This window comes from Pedobacter kyonggii (assembly GCF_004310665.1).
GTDB lineage: Bacteria > Bacteroidota > Bacteroidia > Sphingobacteriales > Sphingobacteriaceae > Pedobacter > Pedobacter kyonggii.
Genome location: NZ_SIXF01000008.1, coordinates 25,096 through 44,584, shown reverse-complemented (window position 1 = coordinate 44,584; position 19,489 = coordinate 25,096). Strand labels below are relative to the sequence as shown.

Annotated in this window: 16 protein-coding genes; 8 read left to right on the top strand and 8 right to left on the bottom strand. The window is 39.9% G+C overall.

The features are described 5' to 3' along the window. Positions 1-26 precede the first annotated feature (26 nt). The 3 genes from EYS08_RS10420 to sucD all read right to left on the bottom strand — a co-directional run bounded on the left by EYS08_RS10420 (position 27) and on the right by sucD (position 2,340). Positions 27-407 carry a septal ring lytic transglycosylase RlpA family protein gene (locus tag EYS08_RS10420; protein WP_131029986.1) on the bottom strand — a complete coding sequence of 127 codons (381 nt, stop codon included), beginning with the start codon at positions 405-407 and terminating at the stop codon, positions 27-29. A 145-nt stretch (positions 408-552) separates the two neighbouring features. Further along, a complete protein-coding gene (locus EYS08_RS10415) occupies positions 553-1,056 on the bottom strand; it encodes a methionine-R-sulfoxide reductase (RefSeq protein WP_131029985.1) in 504 nt (167 codons plus the stop codon). A gap of 411 nt (positions 1,057-1,467) precedes the next feature. Beyond that, a complete protein-coding gene (gene sucD, locus EYS08_RS10410; protein WP_131029984.1) occupies positions 1,468-2,340 on the bottom strand; it encodes a succinate--CoA ligase subunit alpha in 873 nt (290 codons plus the stop codon). 599 nt (positions 2,341-2,939) lie between these two features. Here sucD and EYS08_RS10405 point away from each other — a divergent pair. Next, a complete protein-coding gene (locus tag EYS08_RS10405; protein ID WP_131029983.1) occupies positions 2,940-3,365 on the top strand; it encodes a cupin domain-containing protein in 426 nt (141 codons plus the stop codon). A 113-nt stretch (positions 3,366-3,478) separates the two neighbouring features. Beyond that, complete coding sequence (locus tag EYS08_RS10400) at positions 3,479-4,168, top strand: VIT1/CCC1 transporter family protein (protein WP_131029982.1); 690 nt, start codon at positions 3,479-3,481, stop codon at positions 4,166-4,168. A gap of 216 nt (positions 4,169-4,384) precedes the next feature. Here the strand turns inward: EYS08_RS10400 and rlmF are convergent, their stop codons facing one another. From rlmF to truA, 5 genes are all read right to left on the bottom strand, one after another. Further along, positions 4,385-5,401, bottom strand: coding sequence for a 23S rRNA (adenine(1618)-N(6))-methyltransferase RlmF (gene rlmF, locus EYS08_RS10395; RefSeq protein WP_131029981.1), 1,017 nt, complete (start codon positions 5,399-5,401; stop codon positions 4,385-4,387). A gap of 149 nt (positions 5,402-5,550) precedes the next feature. Then, complete coding sequence (gene dctA, locus EYS08_RS10390) at positions 5,551-6,837, bottom strand: C4-dicarboxylate transporter DctA (RefSeq protein WP_131029980.1); 1,287 nt, start codon at positions 6,835-6,837, stop codon at positions 5,551-5,553. 62 nt (positions 6,838-6,899) lie between these two features. Further along, complete coding sequence (locus EYS08_RS10385; RefSeq protein ID WP_131029979.1) at positions 6,900-7,925, bottom strand: isoaspartyl peptidase/L-asparaginase family protein; 1,026 nt, start codon at positions 7,923-7,925, stop codon at positions 6,900-6,902. A gap of 55 nt (positions 7,926-7,980) precedes the next feature. Beyond that, the gene (locus tag EYS08_RS10380) at positions 7,981-9,750 is read right to left on the bottom strand and encodes an ABC transporter ATP-binding protein (RefSeq protein WP_131029978.1); all 1,770 of its coding nucleotides are present in this window, start codon (positions 9,748-9,750) and stop codon (positions 7,981-7,983) included. A 124-nt stretch (positions 9,751-9,874) separates the two neighbouring features. Further along, the gene (gene truA, locus EYS08_RS10375) at positions 9,875-10,627 is read right to left on the bottom strand and encodes a tRNA pseudouridine(38-40) synthase TruA (protein ID WP_131030095.1); all 753 of its coding nucleotides are present in this window, start codon (positions 10,625-10,627) and stop codon (positions 9,875-9,877) included. 200 nt (positions 10,628-10,827) lie between these two features. Between truA and EYS08_RS10370 the strand changes: the two genes are divergently transcribed. From EYS08_RS10370 to EYS08_RS10345, 6 genes are all read left to right on the top strand, one after another. Then, entirely contained in the window at positions 10,828-11,295 is a 468-nt protein-coding gene (locus EYS08_RS10370; protein WP_131029977.1) for a DUF4293 domain-containing protein, read from the top strand. 33 nt (positions 11,296-11,328) lie between these two features. Continuing rightward, positions 11,329-12,183, top strand: coding sequence for a carboxylesterase family protein (locus EYS08_RS10365; RefSeq protein WP_131029976.1), 855 nt, complete (start codon positions 11,329-11,331; stop codon positions 12,181-12,183). A gap of 324 nt (positions 12,184-12,507) precedes the next feature. Next, positions 12,508-14,424, top strand: coding sequence for a DEAD/DEAH box helicase (locus EYS08_RS10360; RefSeq protein WP_131029975.1), 1,917 nt, complete (start codon positions 12,508-12,510; stop codon positions 14,422-14,424). 222 nt (positions 14,425-14,646) lie between these two features. Further along, a complete protein-coding gene (locus EYS08_RS10355) occupies positions 14,647-16,491 on the top strand; it encodes an alpha-L-fucosidase (protein ID WP_131029974.1) in 1,845 nt (614 codons plus the stop codon). Between the two features lie 69 nt (positions 16,492-16,560). Then, positions 16,561-18,147 (top strand): bacillithiol biosynthesis cysteine-adding enzyme BshC, encoded by a 1,587-nt coding sequence (bshC, locus tag EYS08_RS10350; RefSeq protein WP_131029973.1) that lies wholly within the window; start codon positions 16,561-16,563, stop codon positions 18,145-18,147. A 107-nt stretch (positions 18,148-18,254) separates the two neighbouring features. Next, positions 18,255-19,340, top strand: a complete 1,086-nt coding sequence (locus EYS08_RS10345; protein ID WP_131029972.1) for an Ldh family oxidoreductase — start codon at positions 18,255-18,257, stop codon at positions 19,338-19,340. The last annotated feature ends 149 nt before the right edge of the window (positions 19,341-19,489 follow it).

Sequence of the window (19,489 nt, the reverse complement as noted above, 5' to 3'; positions counted from 1 at the left end):
GGCACTAAATAGAGCTAAAAGGAGTATTACTCAGTTGTATAACTGAGGTTTACTTTAGCTATGCCTTTACGGAAGATACCGATCTGTTTTGCAGCACGTTCAGATAGATCTATAGCCAATCTTTTAGAGAAAGGACCGCGGTCATTTACCTTCACAACTACTGACTTTCCGTTATCTGGATTGGTTACTGTAACCATGGTGCCGAATGGCAGCGTACGATGGGCAGCTGTTAGCTTTTTTGCCCGGTATTTGGCACCGCTGGTGGTGCGGCGGCCTTCGAATTTTCTGTGATAATAAGTGGCGAGAACTGTTTTTTTGATACTATCCGGTTCATTTGATGAATCAGAATCTTGTGCTTTACCTTGTAAAAACAGGAAACAAAAACTTAATAACAGCAGATACTTCATAGGCTAAAATTTTCTTTATCGAGCCTGCAAATATAAGCATTTAGTTTATAATCAATAATTTGTGGAAAAACAGCACGGTTTTGTGCATTAAAAAAGGCGTACAGCTTGTCACCGTACGCCTCTACCTAACCCTTCTACATCCACCTTATTTTTTATCTGGCACAAAATTCATTGAGATCGAATTTACGCAATGACGGGTGTCTTTATTGGTAAATCCTTCGCCCAAAAATACGTGCCCCAAGTGCGCGTCACAATTGGCGCAAACAATTTCTGTACGGGAACCATCGGCATCAGGGATACGCTTTACAGCACCTTTAATTTCGTCATCGAAAGCAGGCCAGCCACAACGCGCATCGAACTTACTTTCTGAACGGTATAAGGCTGCATTACAACGTTTGCAGATATAAGTTCCTTTATCTGTTGTATGCTCGTATTTACCTGTGCCAGGGTATTCTGTACCTTTATTTACAATTACTCTCTCTTCTTCGGGTGTTAATGGATTCCAGTTCATTTTCTTCTTTGGTATGATTTGTTCTGTTTCCTTCGATTGTTTTACGGCTTTCTTATCTTGCTTTTGGGCACAAGCAGAAAGACCTGTTATTAAAACAACAGCAGAAACCAAAAATAGTTTATTTAACATCGTTTTCATACCTCAATATACGGTATAGATTCTGTTTTGGTTTGCTGGTTTAAGAGAATGGGATAGTGTTTACAAAGGGATGATAATTAGTCTTTCTAGTTGGGAGTTTTCAGTTTTGGGTGCAGAACCTCACCCTGACAAAGTTTAGGCGATATGTTCATTCTCTGCATGCCCCTCTCCAGGAGAAGAAGGATACAAAGTGAAGTGGTTTAAACCCAAAGTTAAGCTTAACCAAAGGCATTAAGATTCCTGCCTGCGCAGGAATGACGAAACGAAAGCAAAAAACAAGAATAAAGCCAAACTTTGTGTGCTTTGCGCCTTAGTGGTCGAACGTATTCTTCGCAAACTTTGCGGTAAAAAAAACAAAAAAAAGCGTCCCGAACTTAATCGAAACGCTTTTCTATAACGAGATTTTAAATCTTATTTTGCTAATTCTTCTGCCATTGCAGCACCGATTTCAGCAGGACTTTCTACTACACGGATACCACACTCACGCATGATTTTCATTTTAGCAGCTGCAGTATCATCAGCACCGCCAACAATAGCACCAGCGTGGCCCATTCTACGTCCCGGAGGCGCAGTTTGACCAGCGATAAAGCCAACAACAGGCTTAGTACCGTTTTCCTTGATCCAACGTGCAGCTTCAGCTTCCATTCCACCACCAATTTCACCAATCATAATGATACCGTGTGTTTCAGGATCGTTCATTAATAATTTAACCGCTTCTACAGTAGGTGTTCCGATAATTGGGTCGCCACCGATACCGATAGCCGTTGTAATACCTAAACCAGCCTTAACAACCTGGTCTACAGCTTCGTAAGTCAAAGTTCCTGATTTAGAAACCACACCTACATGACCTTTTTTGAAGATAAAACCTGGCATGATACCAATTTTAGCTTCATCAGCAGTAATTACACCTGGGCAATTAGGACCGATAAGTGTAACATCGCGATCAGCAATATATTCTTTAACCTGAATCATATCCTTAGTTGGGATACCTTCAGTAATACAAACAATAACTTTAATACCACCTTCGGCAGCTTCCATAATTGCATCAGCAGCAAAAGCTGGTGGCACAAAAATGATAGATACATTTGCACCCGTTTTATCAACGGCATCTTTAACAGTATTAAAAACAGGCTTATCTAAATGCAATTGCCCACCTTTGCCAGGGGTTACACCACCAACTACGTTTGTACCATAGGCCAGCATCTGCTCAGCGTGGTAAGTTCCTTCGTTTCCGGTAAAACCCTGAACGATAACCTTAGAATCTTTATTTACTAAAACGCTCATGTATCAATATTTTTTTTGTGCAAAGCTAATATTATTGAACTGGAATTCAAATCTAAAACCATATTATTTAGTCCGTTTTTTCAGGAAAATGTAAGGAAATGGTTTATAGCAGCTGTAGCCCTGTTATATAGGTTGTGCTAGCAAAATGAATAGGAAACTTTTAGACTAAAGACCAAAGCGGAAAGACTAAAGCTAAAAGTGCAAGGCGAGAATTAACTACTATAATGTTTTGTGCCTCTGCATGAATGAGGGATAAATACCTTTAGGCACTATACCTGGAGCAGGCCTTTCGATCATAAACAGGAACGGCAGCCTCCGATTTTTTCTATCGGAGCTACAGTGAATGGCAGGGCTTAAAAGGCCAAGAACTACAAGCCACTCCTTTTCGAATCAAAATATTTAATGTTAAGGATTAGGAAATGAGCAGTCTAACGCTCTTGGAGGGCTTCAGTCCCGCTCTCCGTTTTTTCCGATGAAGAATCGGAACCACTGCCATCGGGTTTAGTAACAAAGTGCTGGTGCTTGTGGCAACATTCATGCAAAACGCCTAAATTTACGTTTGAAGACTAAAGCTACAGACCAAATAATAAAACTATGCCATGAAGAAATTAATCCCAATCATAAGCATTTTTGCTGCAACCTTTATTTCAGTTAAGGCCAGTGCCCAAAGTATCGATACCAGTAAATATATCCTTCAAAATGATATTGAAGTAGCCAAGGAGGAACCCGGCACGCACAATGGCGGTGGTAAAACAATTGGTTTTAACTTTTTTAGTGAGGCGAAAAGCCTGAAAACAGCATTCCGTAAAAGAATTTTAAAATCAGGCTCATCCATCGGTTATCATTTGCAGAAAGAGGATGAGATTTATTACGTACTCAGCGGAAACGGAACCATGCAGATGAACGGAAAAACTTTTGCGGTTAAACCTGGCGATGCCATTTTAACCCGCCCAGGCAGTTCGCATGGCATTGCCCCAAATGCCGGGAATGATTTAACGATTATGATCGTTTATGAGAAGAAATGATGATATTCAGATTGTAGGGAGATGATACAGCTTGATATTGCACTAATTTTCATCCCCCAGCCCCCTTCGAAGGGGGACGTTGAATACTACAAGCACAGCATACGTAACCAAAGATGGAACTGGAAAAACATTACACCAATAGAACGGGTTGGCTAAGGGCTGCTGTACTTGGGGCCAACGACGGCATTATTTCTACAACCAGTTTGGTTATTGGCATTGCTGCAGCGAGTGATACCAGAAGTCCGATTGTATTGGCGGCACTAGCGGGGCTGGTTGCGGGGGCATTATCTATGGCTGCCGGCGAATATGTTTCGGTAAGCTCGCAGGCCGATATTGAAAAAGCAGATCTTGCGCGCGAGAAAATAGAACTTGAAACCATGCCCGAATTGGAGCTAAAAGAACTTGCCAAGATATATGTTACACAAGGACTGGATGAAGATTTAGCCATGCAGGTGGCCGTAAAACTAACGGAGAAAGATGCTTTATTAGCACATGCAAGAGATGAGCTGGGCATTAACGAAATTACACAGCCCAAACCACTTCAAGCTGCGTTTGCATCTGGTGCTTCTTTTATCAGCGGCGGAATCCTCCCCTTTTTAGTCGCTTTTCTTGCTCCTATCAAATCGATGGTGTTTTATCAATACGGTTTCGCTATTGTGTTCCTGGCTTTATCGGGGGCAATTGCAGCAAAGACAGGGGGCTCCAATATGATTAAAGGGATATTACGAATTTGTTTTTGGGGAACAGTTGCAATGGTAGTAACTGCTTTGGCCGGGTATATTTTCGAGGCAAAGACCAGTTAATTAGTAAGCAGTTTACAGTTCTCGGTTGGCGGTTCTATTTTGCAAAATCTGCGAGCATCTATGTAATCTGTGGGAACCATTTAAACGTATTTATTCCCGCTGATTTCAGATGATAAATGCAGAATGTAGCTTGGCTTTTCCCGTATCATAACTCTAAAAACGAAAAGCCGAACCAACTTTAATCATTGATCCGGCTTTGTTTTACTATTTATCAGACTAAAGACTTTTAACTTCAGCTTTAGGACTTTCTGCTTTAGGTTTCGGTTCGGTTTTCCAAGCTTTCACCCATTCGGCCTGTGCAGCTTCGTCATGGAAAGTCCATGCTACGAAACGGCTTATTTTTTGTCCCTGGCTCATTTGAACGGTAGTTACCTCAAAAGCATTTGCTTTAACCAATGCGCTGTAGATACTTTTTAAGTTGGCACTTTTTGATACCAATGAGGTAAACCATAAAACCTGATTTTTGATCTGTTCACTCTGGATAATCATCTGCTCTACAAAAGCACGTTCACCACCTGGGCACCAAAGCTCGGCCTTGTTACCGCCAAAGTTTAATACGTGTTTTACTTCCTTTTCATTTCCGCCCAGGTTACGCCATTTTTGGCGGGTACCCTGCTCAGCCTCTTTTAACGAAGCATGAAACGGTGGGTTACAAACCACAGCATCGAACCTTTCTTTACCACCCACAATACCTCTAAAAATACCCATTTTTGAAGATTGCTGACGGATTTCTACTGCCCCTTGTAATGGTTTATTGGCTTCGATAATGCGCTTTGCCGAATCGACCGAAAGTGGATCGATCTCAGAACCTACGAAACTCCAGCCATATTCCTGGTGACCAATGATGGGGTAAATACAGTTTGCACCTACACCAATATCCAATACATTAATATTAGCTCCTTTAGGGTTTTTACCTTTATTGCTTGACCCTAATAGATCGGCAACATAGTGAATATAATCAGCCCGGCCCGGAATAGGCGGACAAAGAAAATCCTGAGGAATATCCCATTGTGAAATGTTATAGAAATATTTCAACAATGCTCTATTAAGTGCTTTAACGGCACTTTGATCAGCAAAATCAATAGAATCATCATTGTGTTCGTTTTTAAAAACGAAACGTTTTAATTCTTTTGATGTTGCAATAAGTTGTTTGAAATTGTAACGCGAACGGTGTTTGTTGCGTGGGTGTAACTCGCTTTTTTCTTTGCGGTTATTTTGTTCTTCTTGAGCCAATTTGCTGTGGATTAATTAAACAAGCTGTGTGCATGTTTCTGCTGCAAAGATACTTAATTAGTTTGGGAGTTCGGAGTTTTTAGTTCGGAGTTCCTGGGCGCTTTAAATTATACTCCTTGAACTGAAAACTCACAACTGAAAACTTCAAACTACACCTCCTCTGCTTTTTCTATCATTGCAGGCTGAATAGCTTTCTGATACTTTGCCTCATCAAACTGGTTTTCACTTTTAGCAATTACTATGGTGGCCACGCCGTTTCCGATTACATTGGTTATAGCCCTTGCTTCGCTCATAAAACGGTCTACACCAATTAATATGGAGATATGTTCTATCGGCATAATTTTTAAAGCTGTTAAGGTTGATACTAAAACGATAAAACCACTTCCTGTTACCCCAGCTGCACCCTTAGAAGTAACCATTAGCACGCCTAAAACTGTAATCTGCTGGCCTAAGGATAAATCGACATGAAAAACCTGACAAAGAAATATAACGGCCATGGCCAGGTAAATTGCCGTTCCATCAAGATTAAAAGAATAGCCGGTAGGAATAACCAAACCAACAACCGATTTATCGCAACCGATGGCTTCCATTTTCTGCATCATGCTTGGCAGGGCCGACTCTGAAGAAGAAGTACCCAGTACAATTAAAATTTCCTGACGGATATACTTCAGGTATTGCCAAAGGCTAAATTTATAGTACCTGCAAATTCCATTTAAAATCACAAAAATAAATAAGAAGCAGGTTAAATAAACCGAGCCCATCAGTTTGGCCATGCCCACTATACTCTCCAGGCCATGCGTACCAATACTGAAAGCCATTCCACCGAAAGCGCCAATTGGCGCTAAACGCATAATTACCTTCATGATTTTGAAGAGTACTTTCGATATTTTATCGAAGGCATTTAAAACGCTTGTTCCCTCTCCGCCCAATTTATTTAAACCATAACCGAAAAGAATGGCAAACAGCAAAATCTGTAAAATGTTTCCCTCAGCAAAAGCAGCAATCACATTATGCGGGATAATATGCAGAAAGAATTCTGCCCAGTTCATATCTTTAGCCTGCTCGGCATAACCTACAATTTTTGTAGCATCGCTAGCCTTAGTTATCATTCCGGCACCTGGCTTTAAAACATTGGCTACCACTAAACCAATTGCAATAGCTACTGTGCTTACAATTTCGAAATATAACAATGCCTTGCCACCCACCCTGCCTACTTTTTTCATATCGCCCATGTGTGCGATTCCTAAAACAATGGTAAAGAATATAATCGGTGCAATTAACATGCTAATCAGGTTGATAAAACCCTGACTGATTAATTTAGCCGTAGGGGCAAAACCCGGAAAGAAAATCCCAACATTAATCCCGATTATGATAGCTATGATAACCTGAAAGGTTAAATTGGCAAATATTTTTTTTACGAATTCTATAAATGTCATCTTTATTTTTTTGGTATTTTGGCTTGCTATCGAATATGAACACAGTAAGCGTAAGATAATTTCTATTTATAAATACTGACTTCAATTTTCCCGTCGGCAGTAATTGAGCCTCTATACATTCCCTCGGTATTAAAGGGCATAGTCATATTTCCTTTTTTATCCAATGCAATTAAACCACCGTCGCCACCCATTTCACCTACTTTATCTAAAGCAATTTTCGACGCCTCTGCAACAGATAAACCCTTATATTCCATTAAATCGGAAATCGTTTTGGCCACCACATTGCGGATATAAAACTCGCCCCAACCAGTACAGGAAATACCGGCTGTCTCATTATTGCAATAGGTACCCGCACCAATAATCGGTGCATCGCCCACCCGTCCGTATTTTTTGTTCGTCATACCACCGGTTGATGTTCCTGCGGCCAAGTTTCCGGCTTTATCCAGCGCCACGCACCCCACCGTACCAAATTTATAATCGTGATTTTTGCTTCCAAGTAATTCCGATTTCTTACTTCCATGATCTAACACCGCTTTGGTAGAATCTTCTTTAATGGCCTGTTGCAAGCCATCCCAGCGTTCCTTAGTCCAAAAATATTTAGGATCAACGATTTCCAATCCGACTTCTTTTGCAAATTGATCGGCACCTGCGCCAACCATCATTACGTGTTCCGATTTTTCCATCACTGCTCTGGCTGCAGAAATTGGATTTTTTATGGTGGTTACTCCGGCTACCGATCCTGCCATTAAGGTTTTTCCATCCATTATTGCGGCATCGAGCTCATTTCTGCCATCGTGAGTGAAAACAGCGCCTTTACCTGCATTAAAATGAGGATCGTTTTCTAAAACGTGAATGGTTGCCTCAACAGCATCGAGGCTCGATTTACCTGCTTTAATTTCTGCATAACCCACATTTAATGCTTTTGTTAAGGCAGAAATATAGGCAGCCTCTTTTTCGGGACTCATATTCTTTTTGAGAATGGTGCCGGCACCACCGTGAATCACCATTACGTATTTTTTCTGCTGTGCAGAAACTTGCAAGACTAAAGCCGAAAACAAGAATAAGGCAAGTAATTTTAACCGTTTCATCTTCCTATTGGGTTTAAGAAGCTGTTAAATTAAGAAAATCCTTGAGAATAAATATTTAAACTTTAGCTATCCCTTTTGAAGAGAACTGCAGATCGTAAAGCTTTTTATAGTAGCCATTTAATTTTAACAGCTGTTGATGTGTGCCTTTTTCTTTAATCTCACCTTTATCGAGCACAATAATCTGATCGGCCTTTTGAATGGTGGATAAACGGTGGGCAATCACAATTGAGGTTCTACCTTCCATTAAATTATCAATGGCCTTCTGGATCAATAATTCTGTTTCGGTATCAACTGATGAAGTGGCTTCATCTAAAACCAAAATAGCCGGATTATGCACGAGGGCACGGATAAAAGAAATCAACTGGGCCTGACCAGCTGAGAGTGTAGCACCTCTTTCCATCACATTATATTGATAGCCACCCGGTAAACGTTCGATAAAATCGTGCGCACCAACTTTTTTGGCAGCATTCACCACTTCTTCGATGGTAATTTGGGGGTTATTTAGTGTAATGTTGTTTAAAATGGTATCCGAAAACAAGAAAACATCCTGAAGTACAGTAGCAATATTGCTCCTTAAGTAATCCAGATCAAAATCTTCGATATGGATCCCGTCAACCGTAATATCTCCCCTTTTAACTTCGTAAAAACGGTTCAGGATATTAATTGTGGAAGATTTACCAGCACCCGTTGCCCCTACCAAAGCTACGGTTTCGCCAGCCTTCACTTCGAATGTAAGGTCTTTCAGTACGTAGTTCTCGTCGTTATAGGCAAACCAAACCTTTTCGAATTTAATATTTCCGTCTAATCTGGCTGGCTTTTGCGCCCCCATATTTGGCGTAGTTTCATCAGTATCTAAAACTTTAAAAACACGTTCAGCGCCTACCATTCCCATCTGCAGCGTATTAAACTTATCAGCCAATTGGCGGATCGGTGTAAATACCATACCCAGGTACATAATAAACTGTGTGATGGTTCCAGGCGTTACATCCAACGGCTTGGAAAGAATACTTTTTGCACCGTACCACACCAACAAACCTAACGACATGGCCGAGATTAGCTCCACCACGGGGAAAAAGATAGAATAATACCAGTTAGAACGGATATTGGCATCGCGATAGCGCTTATTAATGGCGTAGAATTTTCCATACTCCTGTTTCTCTCTCGCAAAGTATTGAACAATAGAAACGCCTGTAATGTGCTCTTGCAAAAAGGTATTCAGGTTAGATACCTCATTCCTAATTTCCTGAAATGCAACTTTAATCGCCTTCTGAAATTTCCGGGTAGCAATGATCAAGAGTGGAATGGGTAAAAGCACCACCAAACTCAATTGCCAATCGGTATACAACATTACACACACAATCACCACAACCTGCAAACTATCGCCGATCATCGAGATTAAACCCTCCGAAAAGATATCGGCAATGGTTTCCAAATCTGAAACCGTTCTGGTAATTAATTGTCCGATGGGCGTTTTATCGAAAAATTTTAGGCGGAGTTTTGTAATGTGGTTAAAAACATTGATCCGAAGATCGCGGATAACCGATTGACCTAGTGTATTGGTCAAAAGCGTATGGTTATATTGGATCAAAGTCTGTAAGATCAACATAAAGATCATCAACATGGTCATATTCACCAGACCAGAATAATTGCCTGCTAAAATATAATGATCGAGTGTATACTTAATTAAAAACGGACGTACCGGAGAAATGGCTGCAAGCAGAATGGTTAAAATAACCGACCACACAAAAACGGCACGGTAAGGCTTTACGTATCGAAAAATACGTTTCAGTAATCCGGTGTTGTATACGTCGCCTGTAACTGCCATGCTTAGGGTTTAGGGTGTAAGGTTTAGGGCCTAGGGGCTTACATATCCTACACAAATTTCAAAAAAGTATTAAGTTCATCTTGTAAAGCGGTCGCTGTACCTTACGCCTTACGCCTTTAACCTTCTACCTTATATAAGGGTATTCTATCTTTACTAAATACAAACCGCAGGCAGGTACCGATTGACCGGCCTTACTGCGGTTTTTACTTTCTATAATTGCTTTAAAATCTGTTAAATTTATTTCTTTTTTACCAATCTCTACCAAAGTACCCATAATGGCCCTCACCATGTTGCGTAGAAAACGGTCGGCCTGAATAGTAAAAACCAATCCATCTTCCTGCTGCTCGAAAATGGCTTTGGTTATTTTACAGTTATTGGTAAAAGTTTGCGTGTTTGATTTACTAAAACACGAAAAATCGGTATAATTTAACAACAGTGCCGCTGCATTGTTCATCGCTTCTACATCCAATTTATCTTTAACCAACCACGACAGGTTAAGTTTGAAAGGATCCTTTTCGAAGTGAAGGTAATATTTATAAGCACGGGCAGTAGCATCAAAGCGGGCATGAGCATCATCAGGCACCGGTATAATCCGTTTTGCTGCAATTTGATAAGGCAACATAGCATTAATACCGGTTACCGCACTTAAAACCTTTGTCTCTTCTACACCTTCAACATCAAAATGCGCATAAAAATCAGTAGCGTGCACGCCTGCATCTGTTCTGCCACAGCCCAAAGTTTCGATTGGTTGCCGAAAAAAAACAGACATAGCCTTATCTAACAATTCCTGAACGGTGATTGCATTAGGCTGTGTTTGCCAGCCATGGTATAAGCTGCCATCATAAGCCAATTGGATGAAATACCTTTTTTTACTCAAAGCGATGCAAAAGTACAGTTTAACGTGCAAAGGGCAAAGTGCTAAGGCGAGAGTTTGGCGTTTGGAGTTCTGAATTCCGAGCAAATTTCCATCATAAACAGCAATTAATGCTTCTTATGAATCCCTGCTCCTATTCGGGAACTTTAATCTTTCTTTCTTTTCTCAAAAAAGGCTAGATTTGTTCTTATATATTTACATTCATGATACAAAGAATACAATCGATCTGGTTTTTTTTAGCGGCATTAACCTTAGTTTTAATGTTGTTTTTACCAATCGCCACTAAAGATGTTGCAGGAACAGAATCAGCGGTATACACTACCGGGCTATATCAAACTTTAACCATTAAAGCAGGCATAAGTCTTAAAACCCAATCTTTTTTACCTTTAATTATTACCAATATCGCCGTTGCATTTATTTGTTTAATGAATATCTTCAACTATAAAAAAAGAAGTCTTCAAAAACGTATTGCAATTATTTCGATCATTCTAATTGGAGGTTTTGCTTTTTGGTGCAGTGTTTATGGTAAAAAACTACCTGGCGGTATTGAAGGTGCCAGTTTTGGTGTTGGAGCATATCTGCCTGCCTTAGCTATTTTATTTGTTGTGCTGGGCATTTTCGGCATCAATAAAGACGAAAGATTAATCCGCTCGGCAGAAAGGTTGCGCTAATTCTTTAATTTCTATATAAAATTACCTCTCGCTATGCGGATTAAAATAAATTATACCGTTAACTACATTTGTTCGGTGGTTTTGCTTTGCGGAATCTTATCATGCAACAAAAGCATCCATACTTTTGGAAAAACCAAAATCGAAAAAAGTGTTGATTCTATTTACCTTAAACAGAGAATAGCAGAAATAAAGGGTTTAAATACCGATGTTTTTACGAAAGGATCATTCAAAGGCGCTGGTGATACACCAATTGTATACCGCTTATTAAACCCAAAAAGTACGAACAGGAAACTTCCACTGGTGATTGTATTTCATGGATCAAACGCGGTTGGAACCGACAATACGAGCCAGCTGGGTATTTTGGCAAAACTGTTTGCCACGGATGAAATACAGGAGAAATACCCCGCTTTTGTTTTGGCACCACAGTTCCCTTCGCGATCATCAAATTACATGATAGATCAGAGCAGAAACGTACTTACCTCTGTCCCACAGCCGTGTTTAACAACCGCACTACAGCTGATTGACAGCTTAAAAAACAATTTAAATATTGATGAGAATAGGATTTACCTCATTGGTTTTTCGATGGGTGCTTCTTCAGTGATCAATGCCTTATCGTTAAAGCCCGATTTATTTGCTGCAGGTATAAGCATTTCGGGGATACCACAATTCGACAAAATAAAAACACTAACGAACATTTCAATTTGGTTGATCCATGGAAATATGGATACCGAAAACCCTTTTAATAGTGACGAGCAGTTTTACAAAGAAGTAAGCCACAATAAAACCAGGTTTTGGGAATTCGACAATATAGCACATAACGATATTTTCGCTCCTGCAATTTTAACCGACGAACTGCCACATTGGTTATTCAAACACAAACGCAAATAGCGGCATTACTTCAGCCACCTAAACCCGGTTGGAGTGAAAATCCTTTTTAAAACCTGAAAGGTTTGAAAAAGATTGAAACGAAAAACGGGGCTGCTGCAACCGAAAGCTTAAGCATTTGCTTTCCAAATCAAAAAAATAAGCCCGTAGGATAAAATCATGACCTTATTTTAAACCCACTCATCACTCGTCTTCCCTATTCCATTACGCATCTCTCATTACTTCCTTATTTTCAAATATTTAGCTTAAAAAACTATTTACTTGATTATCTGTGAAATACGAAATATTAACCTTACCTTTGCGGCTCAATTAAAAATAAAAAGACGAATGACAAACCCATTTCAATTATTGGGGATAAGTGATGACGTCGTTAATGCCGTAAAGGATCTTGGATTTGAAACTCCAACACCTATTCAGGAGCAAAGTATTCCTGTACTGTTAGAAGGCACTAATGATTTTGTTGGTTTGGCCCAAACAGGAACAGGAAAAACAGCCGCATTTGGTTTGCCGCTGTTAGAACTAATCGATTTTAAAGTAACAAAACCGCAGGCATTAATTTTATGCCCTACCCGTGAGTTATGCTTGCAAATCGCTAACGACCTTAAAAACTTTTCTAAAAACGTTGCTAATGCCCACGTTGTTGCCGTTTACGGTGGCGCGAACATTATGCAACAACTACGCGAAATACGCCAAGGCGTTCAGATCGTAGTGGCCACGCCCGGCCGTATGTTGGATATCATTGGCCGTAAAGCCATTGACTTTACTAACGTTAAATATGTTGTGCTTGATGAAGCTGACGAGATGTTGAACATGGGTTTCCAGGACGACATCAACGACATTTTATCAACTACTCCTGATGACAAAAAAACCTGGTTATTCTCGGCTACCATGCCTGCAGAAGTTCGCCGTATAGCTAAGAACTATATGGATAACCCTGTTGAATTAACCATGGGCACAAAAAATACAGGTAACGTAAACATCGAACACGAATATTACATTGTTCGTGCACGTGATAAATATGCTGCCTTAAAACGTATTGTAGATTTTAACCCTGAAATTTTTGCCGTAGTATTTTGTAAAACCAAATTGGATACACAAGATGTTGCTGAGCACTTAATTAAAGATGGTTACAATGCTGATGCTTTACACGGCGATTTATCGCAACAACAACGTGATAAAGTAATGCAACGTTTCCGTGAGCGTAACATGCAGTTGTTAATTGCTACTGATGTTGCCGCACGTGGTATCGATGTAAACAATGTAACACACGTAATCAACTATTCTTTACCTGACGAAATTGAAAGCTATACCCACCGTTCTGGCCGTACTGGTCGTGCTGGTAAAACAGGTATTTCTATCTGTATCATCAACTCTAAAGAATTAGGAAAAATCCGTCAGTTAGAACGCATTATTGGTAAACAATTTACCAAAGCTGAGCTTCCTACAGGATTTGATGTTTGTGAAAAACAATTGTTCTCTTTGGTACATAAAGTACACAATGTAGAAGTTAACAACGAACAAATTGATCAGTACATTCCACGTATTATGGATGAATTTGCTGATTTATCAAAAGAAGATGTAATTAAACGTTTTGCTTCGTTAGAATTTAACCGTTTCTTGGATTACTACTCTAAAGCACCTGATTTAAATGCAGCAGTTGGCGACGACCGTGGTGCGGACAGAGGCGAAAGAGGTGCCGGACGTGGACGTGGTAGCGAAGGTTACACCCGTTTGTTCATCAACTTAGGTTCTGTAGATGAGTTTACCCGTGGCGATATGTTATCATTTATCTGTAACAACGGTAAAATTGGTGGCAAAAGCGTTGGTAAAATCGATTTAAAAGGTGTTTTCTCTTTCTTTGAAGTGGAAGACGACGTAGCTGACAAAGTTTTTGAAGGCTTTAAATCTGTTGAGTTTAACGGTCGTCAGGTACGTATCGAGAAAAGCGGAGACGGTGGTCGTGGTGAAGGTGCTGGCGAAAGACGCGGTGGCGGCGAAAGACGTAGCGGTGGCGGTGGTTTCGGCGGTGAACGCAGAAGCGGCGGTGGCGGCGGTTATCGCAGCGGCGGCGACAGAAGAAGTTCTGGCGGTGGTAGTGGAAGACGTGAAGGTGGTAACAGCGGTGGCGGTTTCAGAGATTTCTCTGGACGTAGCCGTGACGACAAAGGTGGCAACACCGGAGGTCCGCGCAGAGAAGGCGGAAACCGTGAAGGTGGCAGTGGCGAACGCAGAAAAAAATGGTAAATCACTAAACCAAATATTTTACAGCCGTTCTGATTATTCAGAGCGGCTTTTTTTATAAATAATATTTTGTTATTGCTACCTTTCTGTGGTGTCAGATGTTACCATCTGACATGTAGTTGAAATTCCAGTCAGATGATAACATCTGACTTCACACCCATTTTTTGTTTAAAAAAAACAGCTATAAAACATTATATTTAACGTTTAGATATACTAAACAAGATCATGCGTTATTTAAAGTTTTTTATCATTTTATTTTCCCTATTCATCAACAGCAGGCTTTCTGCTCAACAAAAAATTTCTGATCAAAAAATGCAATGGTTTGCCAATGCCAAACTGGGCATTTTCATCCATTGGGGCATTTATTCTGTCAATGGTATTTCAGAATCGTGGTCTTTTTTTAACAATTACATCAATCATGATGCTTATATGAAACAACTCGATGGTTTTACCGCTGCAAAATACAGACCAGAAGAATGGGTAAACCTGATTAAAGAAAGCGGTGCCAAATATGCCGTAATTACCACAAAACACCATGATGGTGTTGCCCTTTGGGATAGTAAGGCTCCCTTAGCCACAACAACATTAAAAAGTAGTGCTGCAAAAAAAGATTTAATCACTCCATTTGTGACTGAACTTAAAAAATCGGGCCTTAAAACAGGGTTATATTTTTCTTTACCTGATTGGAGCTACCCGGATTATGATGGTTTTACCCGCGACAAGAAACGTTATAATTATAAACAGGATCCCGTACGCTTTAAAAAATTCCAGAATTATTTCCAAGGGCAGTTAAACGAACTTTCGGCCAAATATAATCCTGACCTGGTATGGTTTGATGGCGATTGGGAGCATAGTGGTGAAGAATGGCAGGCTAAGAACATATTATCGAACTTACGCAAGGTAAATCAAAGTATCATTATCAACTCTCGCTTAAATGGGCATGGCGATTATGATACACCGGAGCAGGGTGTTCCCGTTGTAAAACCAAACTCACCAGAATGGGAACTTTGTTACACCATGAATGATTCGTGGGGCTATCAGCCTTACGACAATCATTATAAATCATCAAACATGATCATCCGCACCCTGGTTGATTGTATCAGCATGGGCGGTAATTTATTGCTTGATATTGGACCAAAAGCGGATGGAACTATTGCACCAGAACAGGTTAAAATTTTAAAAGATTTAGGTCGCTGGACCAAAAAACACAGTGAGGCAATTTACGGAACGCAGGCCGGGATCCCTGATGGACATTTTGTAGGGAAAACAGCATTATCAAAAAACAAAGATGTTCTATATCTCTATCTTGATTACAAAACCAGAAATGGCATTTTGCTTAGCGGCGTAAAATCTAAAATAAAAAAGGTAGAGTTGATTGGTAATAAAACATCAATAAACACGGTAAAACTAAATGAAACTGATTATTTTATTGATGTTAATGAAAGCGATTTCGATAATGATGTTACGGTGTTAAAAGTTTTTCTAAACGAGCCAATCCAATTATCAAAAGAAAAAAAACAAACCATTTCTTTAGAAACTTTATTTGCAGCATCCCAACATTTAGACCTAACCAATTATAATCTGAGAAAACTTTCTTATGATTTAAATTCTGGTGTAAATATTTTTCAGAACACCAATCTGACTGCTGATGGTTTTGATTTTAAACCAGGTATTAAAAATGTTAATCCAAAGGTTAACAACTGGGTAATCAAAAATGCTGAAGCATTATACAAAACAACAGGTGGAATTCCGGCAGGACATTACCAGGGCAATACAGCACTTTCTGCAGATAAACAAACCCTTTACTTATTTGTAGAAGGCACACCAACCGGGCCAATTGCCATTAAAGGATTAAAAAACAACATCAGCAGGATCAGGATTGTGGGTGAAGGTACCATGCTGCCACATGAAATTTATAACAAACTGTATTGGAGCAAAATACCGGGTATTGTTTACATTCCCGTACCTAAAGATAAATTAGATCCTGAATTAACGGTAATTGCGGTGCTTTTAGATAGCACGATTGATTTGTACCGTGAAAAAGTTGGCGCGATTGAAAGCAATCTCTAATTATTTAACAATTGTAAAATAGTGGCGCGACTTTACGATTATCCTTAAATTGCATTACTTTCGCACATCATGCAGGCAAAATATATCTCATATCAGGAAACCGGGTCATTTTCAAAACTGGTTTTAGATTATATTAACGACGAAGAACAGCTTAAAGCTTTTTACAGCTATCGTCCTGACATGGAGGGCTTAGCCAAAGCAATTGAGCATAGAAATTTCTTAGGAAACAGAGAAACTTTAGTTAAGGTTTTACAAGATCAATACCAACATTTACAGCCCAATAAATCGGTTACCAAAAACATAGAACTTTTAGGCTCGGCGAATACCTTTACGGTTACCACGGGCCACCAGTTGAATCTTTTTACCGGCCCACTTTATTTTATCTACAAAATTGTAACCACCATAAATTTAGCCATCGAGTTAAAAATGGCCCATCCCGATAAAAACTTTGTTCCGGTTTATTGGATGGCAACAGAGGATCACGATTTTGATGAAATTAACCATGTAAGTGTTGATGAAAAGAACATCAGCTGGATACAGCAAACCAATGGTGCAACCGGCAGGTTAAGTACCAAAACCGTTGCTGCAGCGGTAACCGCTTATAAAGGCTATTTAGGCATATCTAAAAATGGAAAACGGATTGCCAAATTGGTAGAACAAGCATATTTAGAACACGATAATTTAGCCGATGCCACCAGGTTTCTGGTAAACAATTTATTCGAAAAATATGGCCTGGTGATAGTAAATGCAGATGATGCACAACTAAAAAAGCAATTTGCGGGTATCATTACCGAAGATATTATTCAGCATAATAGTGCAAAAAATATAGAAAACAGCTCGAAAAACCTGGAGGATTTAGGCTATAAAACCCAGGTAAATGGCCGTGATATTAACTTCTTTTACCTTATTGACAACCTGCGAGAGCGTTTGATCTTCGAAAAAGGAAAATACATTGTAAATCATACAGACATTGGTTTTACCGAAGCGGAACTAAAAGCCGAAATTGAATCATATCCCGAGCGTTTTAGCCCAAATGTGGTGATGCGGCCGATGTACCAGGAAGTGATTTTGCCAAACATAGCTTATATAGGTGGCGGTGCAGAAGTAGCTTACTGGATGCAGTTAAAGGCAAATTTCGACTTTTATAAAGTTGATTTCCCGGTTTTATTACTTCGTAATTCAGCTTTATTGATTGATAAACGCAGTGCGCAGAATTTATACCACTTAGGTTTTTCTTTAGAAGATATATTTTTACCCGTTGAAGCGTTAAAAAACATTTGGGTAAAGCGAAATACAACCGCCCAATTGAGTTTGGCTGATGAAACCAGGGCCATTAACAGCATTTTTGATCAAATTAAGCTAAATGCCTACAAAATAGACAAAACGCTTTCCGTATCAACAGATACAGCAAAACAGCGGACCAATCATTTATTGGCTAACCTGGAGAAGAAACTATTCCGCGCAGAGAAAAGGAAACATGAAACGGCATTGCTACAGATTGATAATGTAAAGAAAAGACTTTTCCCAAATGGAGCACTTCAGGAAAGAACCTTGAATATTGCACCCATGTATGTAAATTATGGGGAAGATTTTCTTTCCTCATGCATAGAAAACTTCGAACCACTGGGAGGCGATTTTACTGTTTTATTGCCGTAATTATTAGATAATCCGTCATTGCGAGGCACGAAGCAATCTTAATGCATCTAGTTTAGCGATAGTTGTAGGATTGCTTCGTGCCTCGCAATGACGACAAAAAATAAAAAATGAATTTCATCACTTTTACAGAAACCAATCTTAGGAATTTTACTTATAACGTTTTTAAAAAAATGGGCTGTTCTGATGAGCATGCCGATTTAGCAACCGATGTGTTGATCCGTTCAGATTTACGTGGAATCGACTCGCACGGCGTTGCCCGTTTAAGCGGTTATGTACGTCTTTGGGAAAAGAAAAGGATTAATGCTACACCTGATATTAAAATTGTACATGAAACACCTACTACTGCCACTGTAGATGGCGATGCAGGTTTAGGCTTAGTGGTTGCACCTTTCGCAATGAAGATTGCCATCGAAAAAGCAGAAAAATACGGTAGCGGATGGGTATCGGTTAAAAACTCCAACCATTTTGGTATTGCAGGTTACCATGCTTTAATGGCGGTAGAAAAAGATATGATCGGCATTAGTATGACCAATGCAAGCCCCTTGGTGGCCCCTACTTATGCCAACGAACGTTTACTGGGCACGAACCCCATGTGTTATGCCTTTCCCGCAGGGAAATACTCACCAGTAATTGTAGATATGGCTACAGCAGCCGCAGCAAATGGTAAATTAGAAATTGCCCAGAGAGCAAATAAAAGTATTCCTGATGGCTGGGTTCAGGATAAAAGCGGAGTAAACTCAACAGATCCAAACGAATTAAAAAACGGAGGTTCACTCCTTCCTTTGGGCAGCGATAAAGATCATGGTAGCCATAAAGGTTATGGCCTGAGTGCAACGGTTGATATTTTATCAGCGGTGCTCTCTGGCGCCAATTATGGTCCTTGGGTACCTCCTTTTGTAGCTTTTTTAGAACCATCAGCAAATCCGGTTGGCGAAGGACTTGGCCACTTTTTAGGCGCTATGCGTGTAGATGGTTTCAGGCCAGCTGCAGACTTCAAAAATCATTTAGATAATTGGGTAGAACGCTTTAAAAGTGCAAAAACGATAGATCCTGATAAAAAGGTAATCATCCCTGGCGAACCTGAACATGAATTTGAGCAGGAAAGGAAAATCAATGGTATTCCGATAATAGATGTAGTGGTAAAGGATCTGAATGAACTTGCTGTGAAATTGGGGATTGAAGAATTGAAATAACTTCATCTTTATTTAACCGCAAAGTTCGAGGAGAAAAGGCGCGAAGATCGCAAAGTTAGGTGCTACAATTCCAAATATCCTTCGGCTCCGCTCAGGATGACGACCGCATGGAAATTCCGTGTTTTCCGTGCTTCCGTGGCAAAAAACAT

Bases quoted from the DNA above. Each gene is read 5' to 3' on its own strand.
- EYS08_RS10420 (WP_131029986.1), bottom strand. From the start codon at position 407: ATGAAGTATCTGCTGTTATTAAGTTTTTGTTTCCTGTTTTTACAAGGT.
- EYS08_RS10370 (WP_131029977.1), top strand. From the start codon at position 10,828: ATGATACAAAGAATACAATCGATCTGGTTTTTTTTAGCGGCATTAACC.
- EYS08_RS10345 (WP_131029972.1), top strand. From the start codon at position 18,255: ATGAATTTCATCACTTTTACAGAAACCAATCTTAGGAATTTTACTTAT.
- EYS08_RS10400 (WP_131029982.1), top strand. From the start codon at position 3,479: ATGGAACTGGAAAAACATTACACCAATAGAACGGGTTGGCTAAGGGCT.
- dctA (WP_131029980.1), bottom strand. From the start codon at position 6,837: ATGACATTTATAGAATTCGTAAAAAAAATATTTGCCAATTTAACCTTT.
- EYS08_RS10355 (WP_131029974.1), top strand. From the start codon at position 14,647: ATGCGTTATTTAAAGTTTTTTATCATTTTATTTTCCCTATTCATCAAC.
- EYS08_RS10365 (WP_131029976.1), top strand. From the start codon at position 11,329: ATGCGGATTAAAATAAATTATACCGTTAACTACATTTGTTCGGTGGTT.
- bshC (WP_131029973.1), top strand. From the start codon at position 16,561: ATGCAGGCAAAATATATCTCATATCAGGAAACCGGGTCATTTTCAAAA.
- EYS08_RS10415 (WP_131029985.1), bottom strand. From the start codon at position 1,056: ATGAAAACGATGTTAAATAAACTATTTTTGGTTTCTGCTGTTGTTTTA.
- EYS08_RS10405 (WP_131029983.1), top strand. From the start codon at position 2,940: ATGAAGAAATTAATCCCAATCATAAGCATTTTTGCTGCAACCTTTATT.
- EYS08_RS10380 (WP_131029978.1), bottom strand. From the start codon at position 9,750: ATGGCAGTTACAGGCGACGTATACAACACCGGATTACTGAAACGTATT.
- EYS08_RS10385 (WP_131029979.1), bottom strand. From the start codon at position 7,925: ATGAAACGGTTAAAATTACTTGCCTTATTCTTGTTTTCGGCTTTAGTC.
- EYS08_RS10360 (WP_131029975.1), top strand. From the start codon at position 12,508: ATGACAAACCCATTTCAATTATTGGGGATAAGTGATGACGTCGTTAAT.
- sucD (WP_131029984.1), bottom strand. From the start codon at position 2,340: ATGAGCGTTTTAGTAAATAAAGATTCTAAGGTTATCGTTCAGGGTTTT.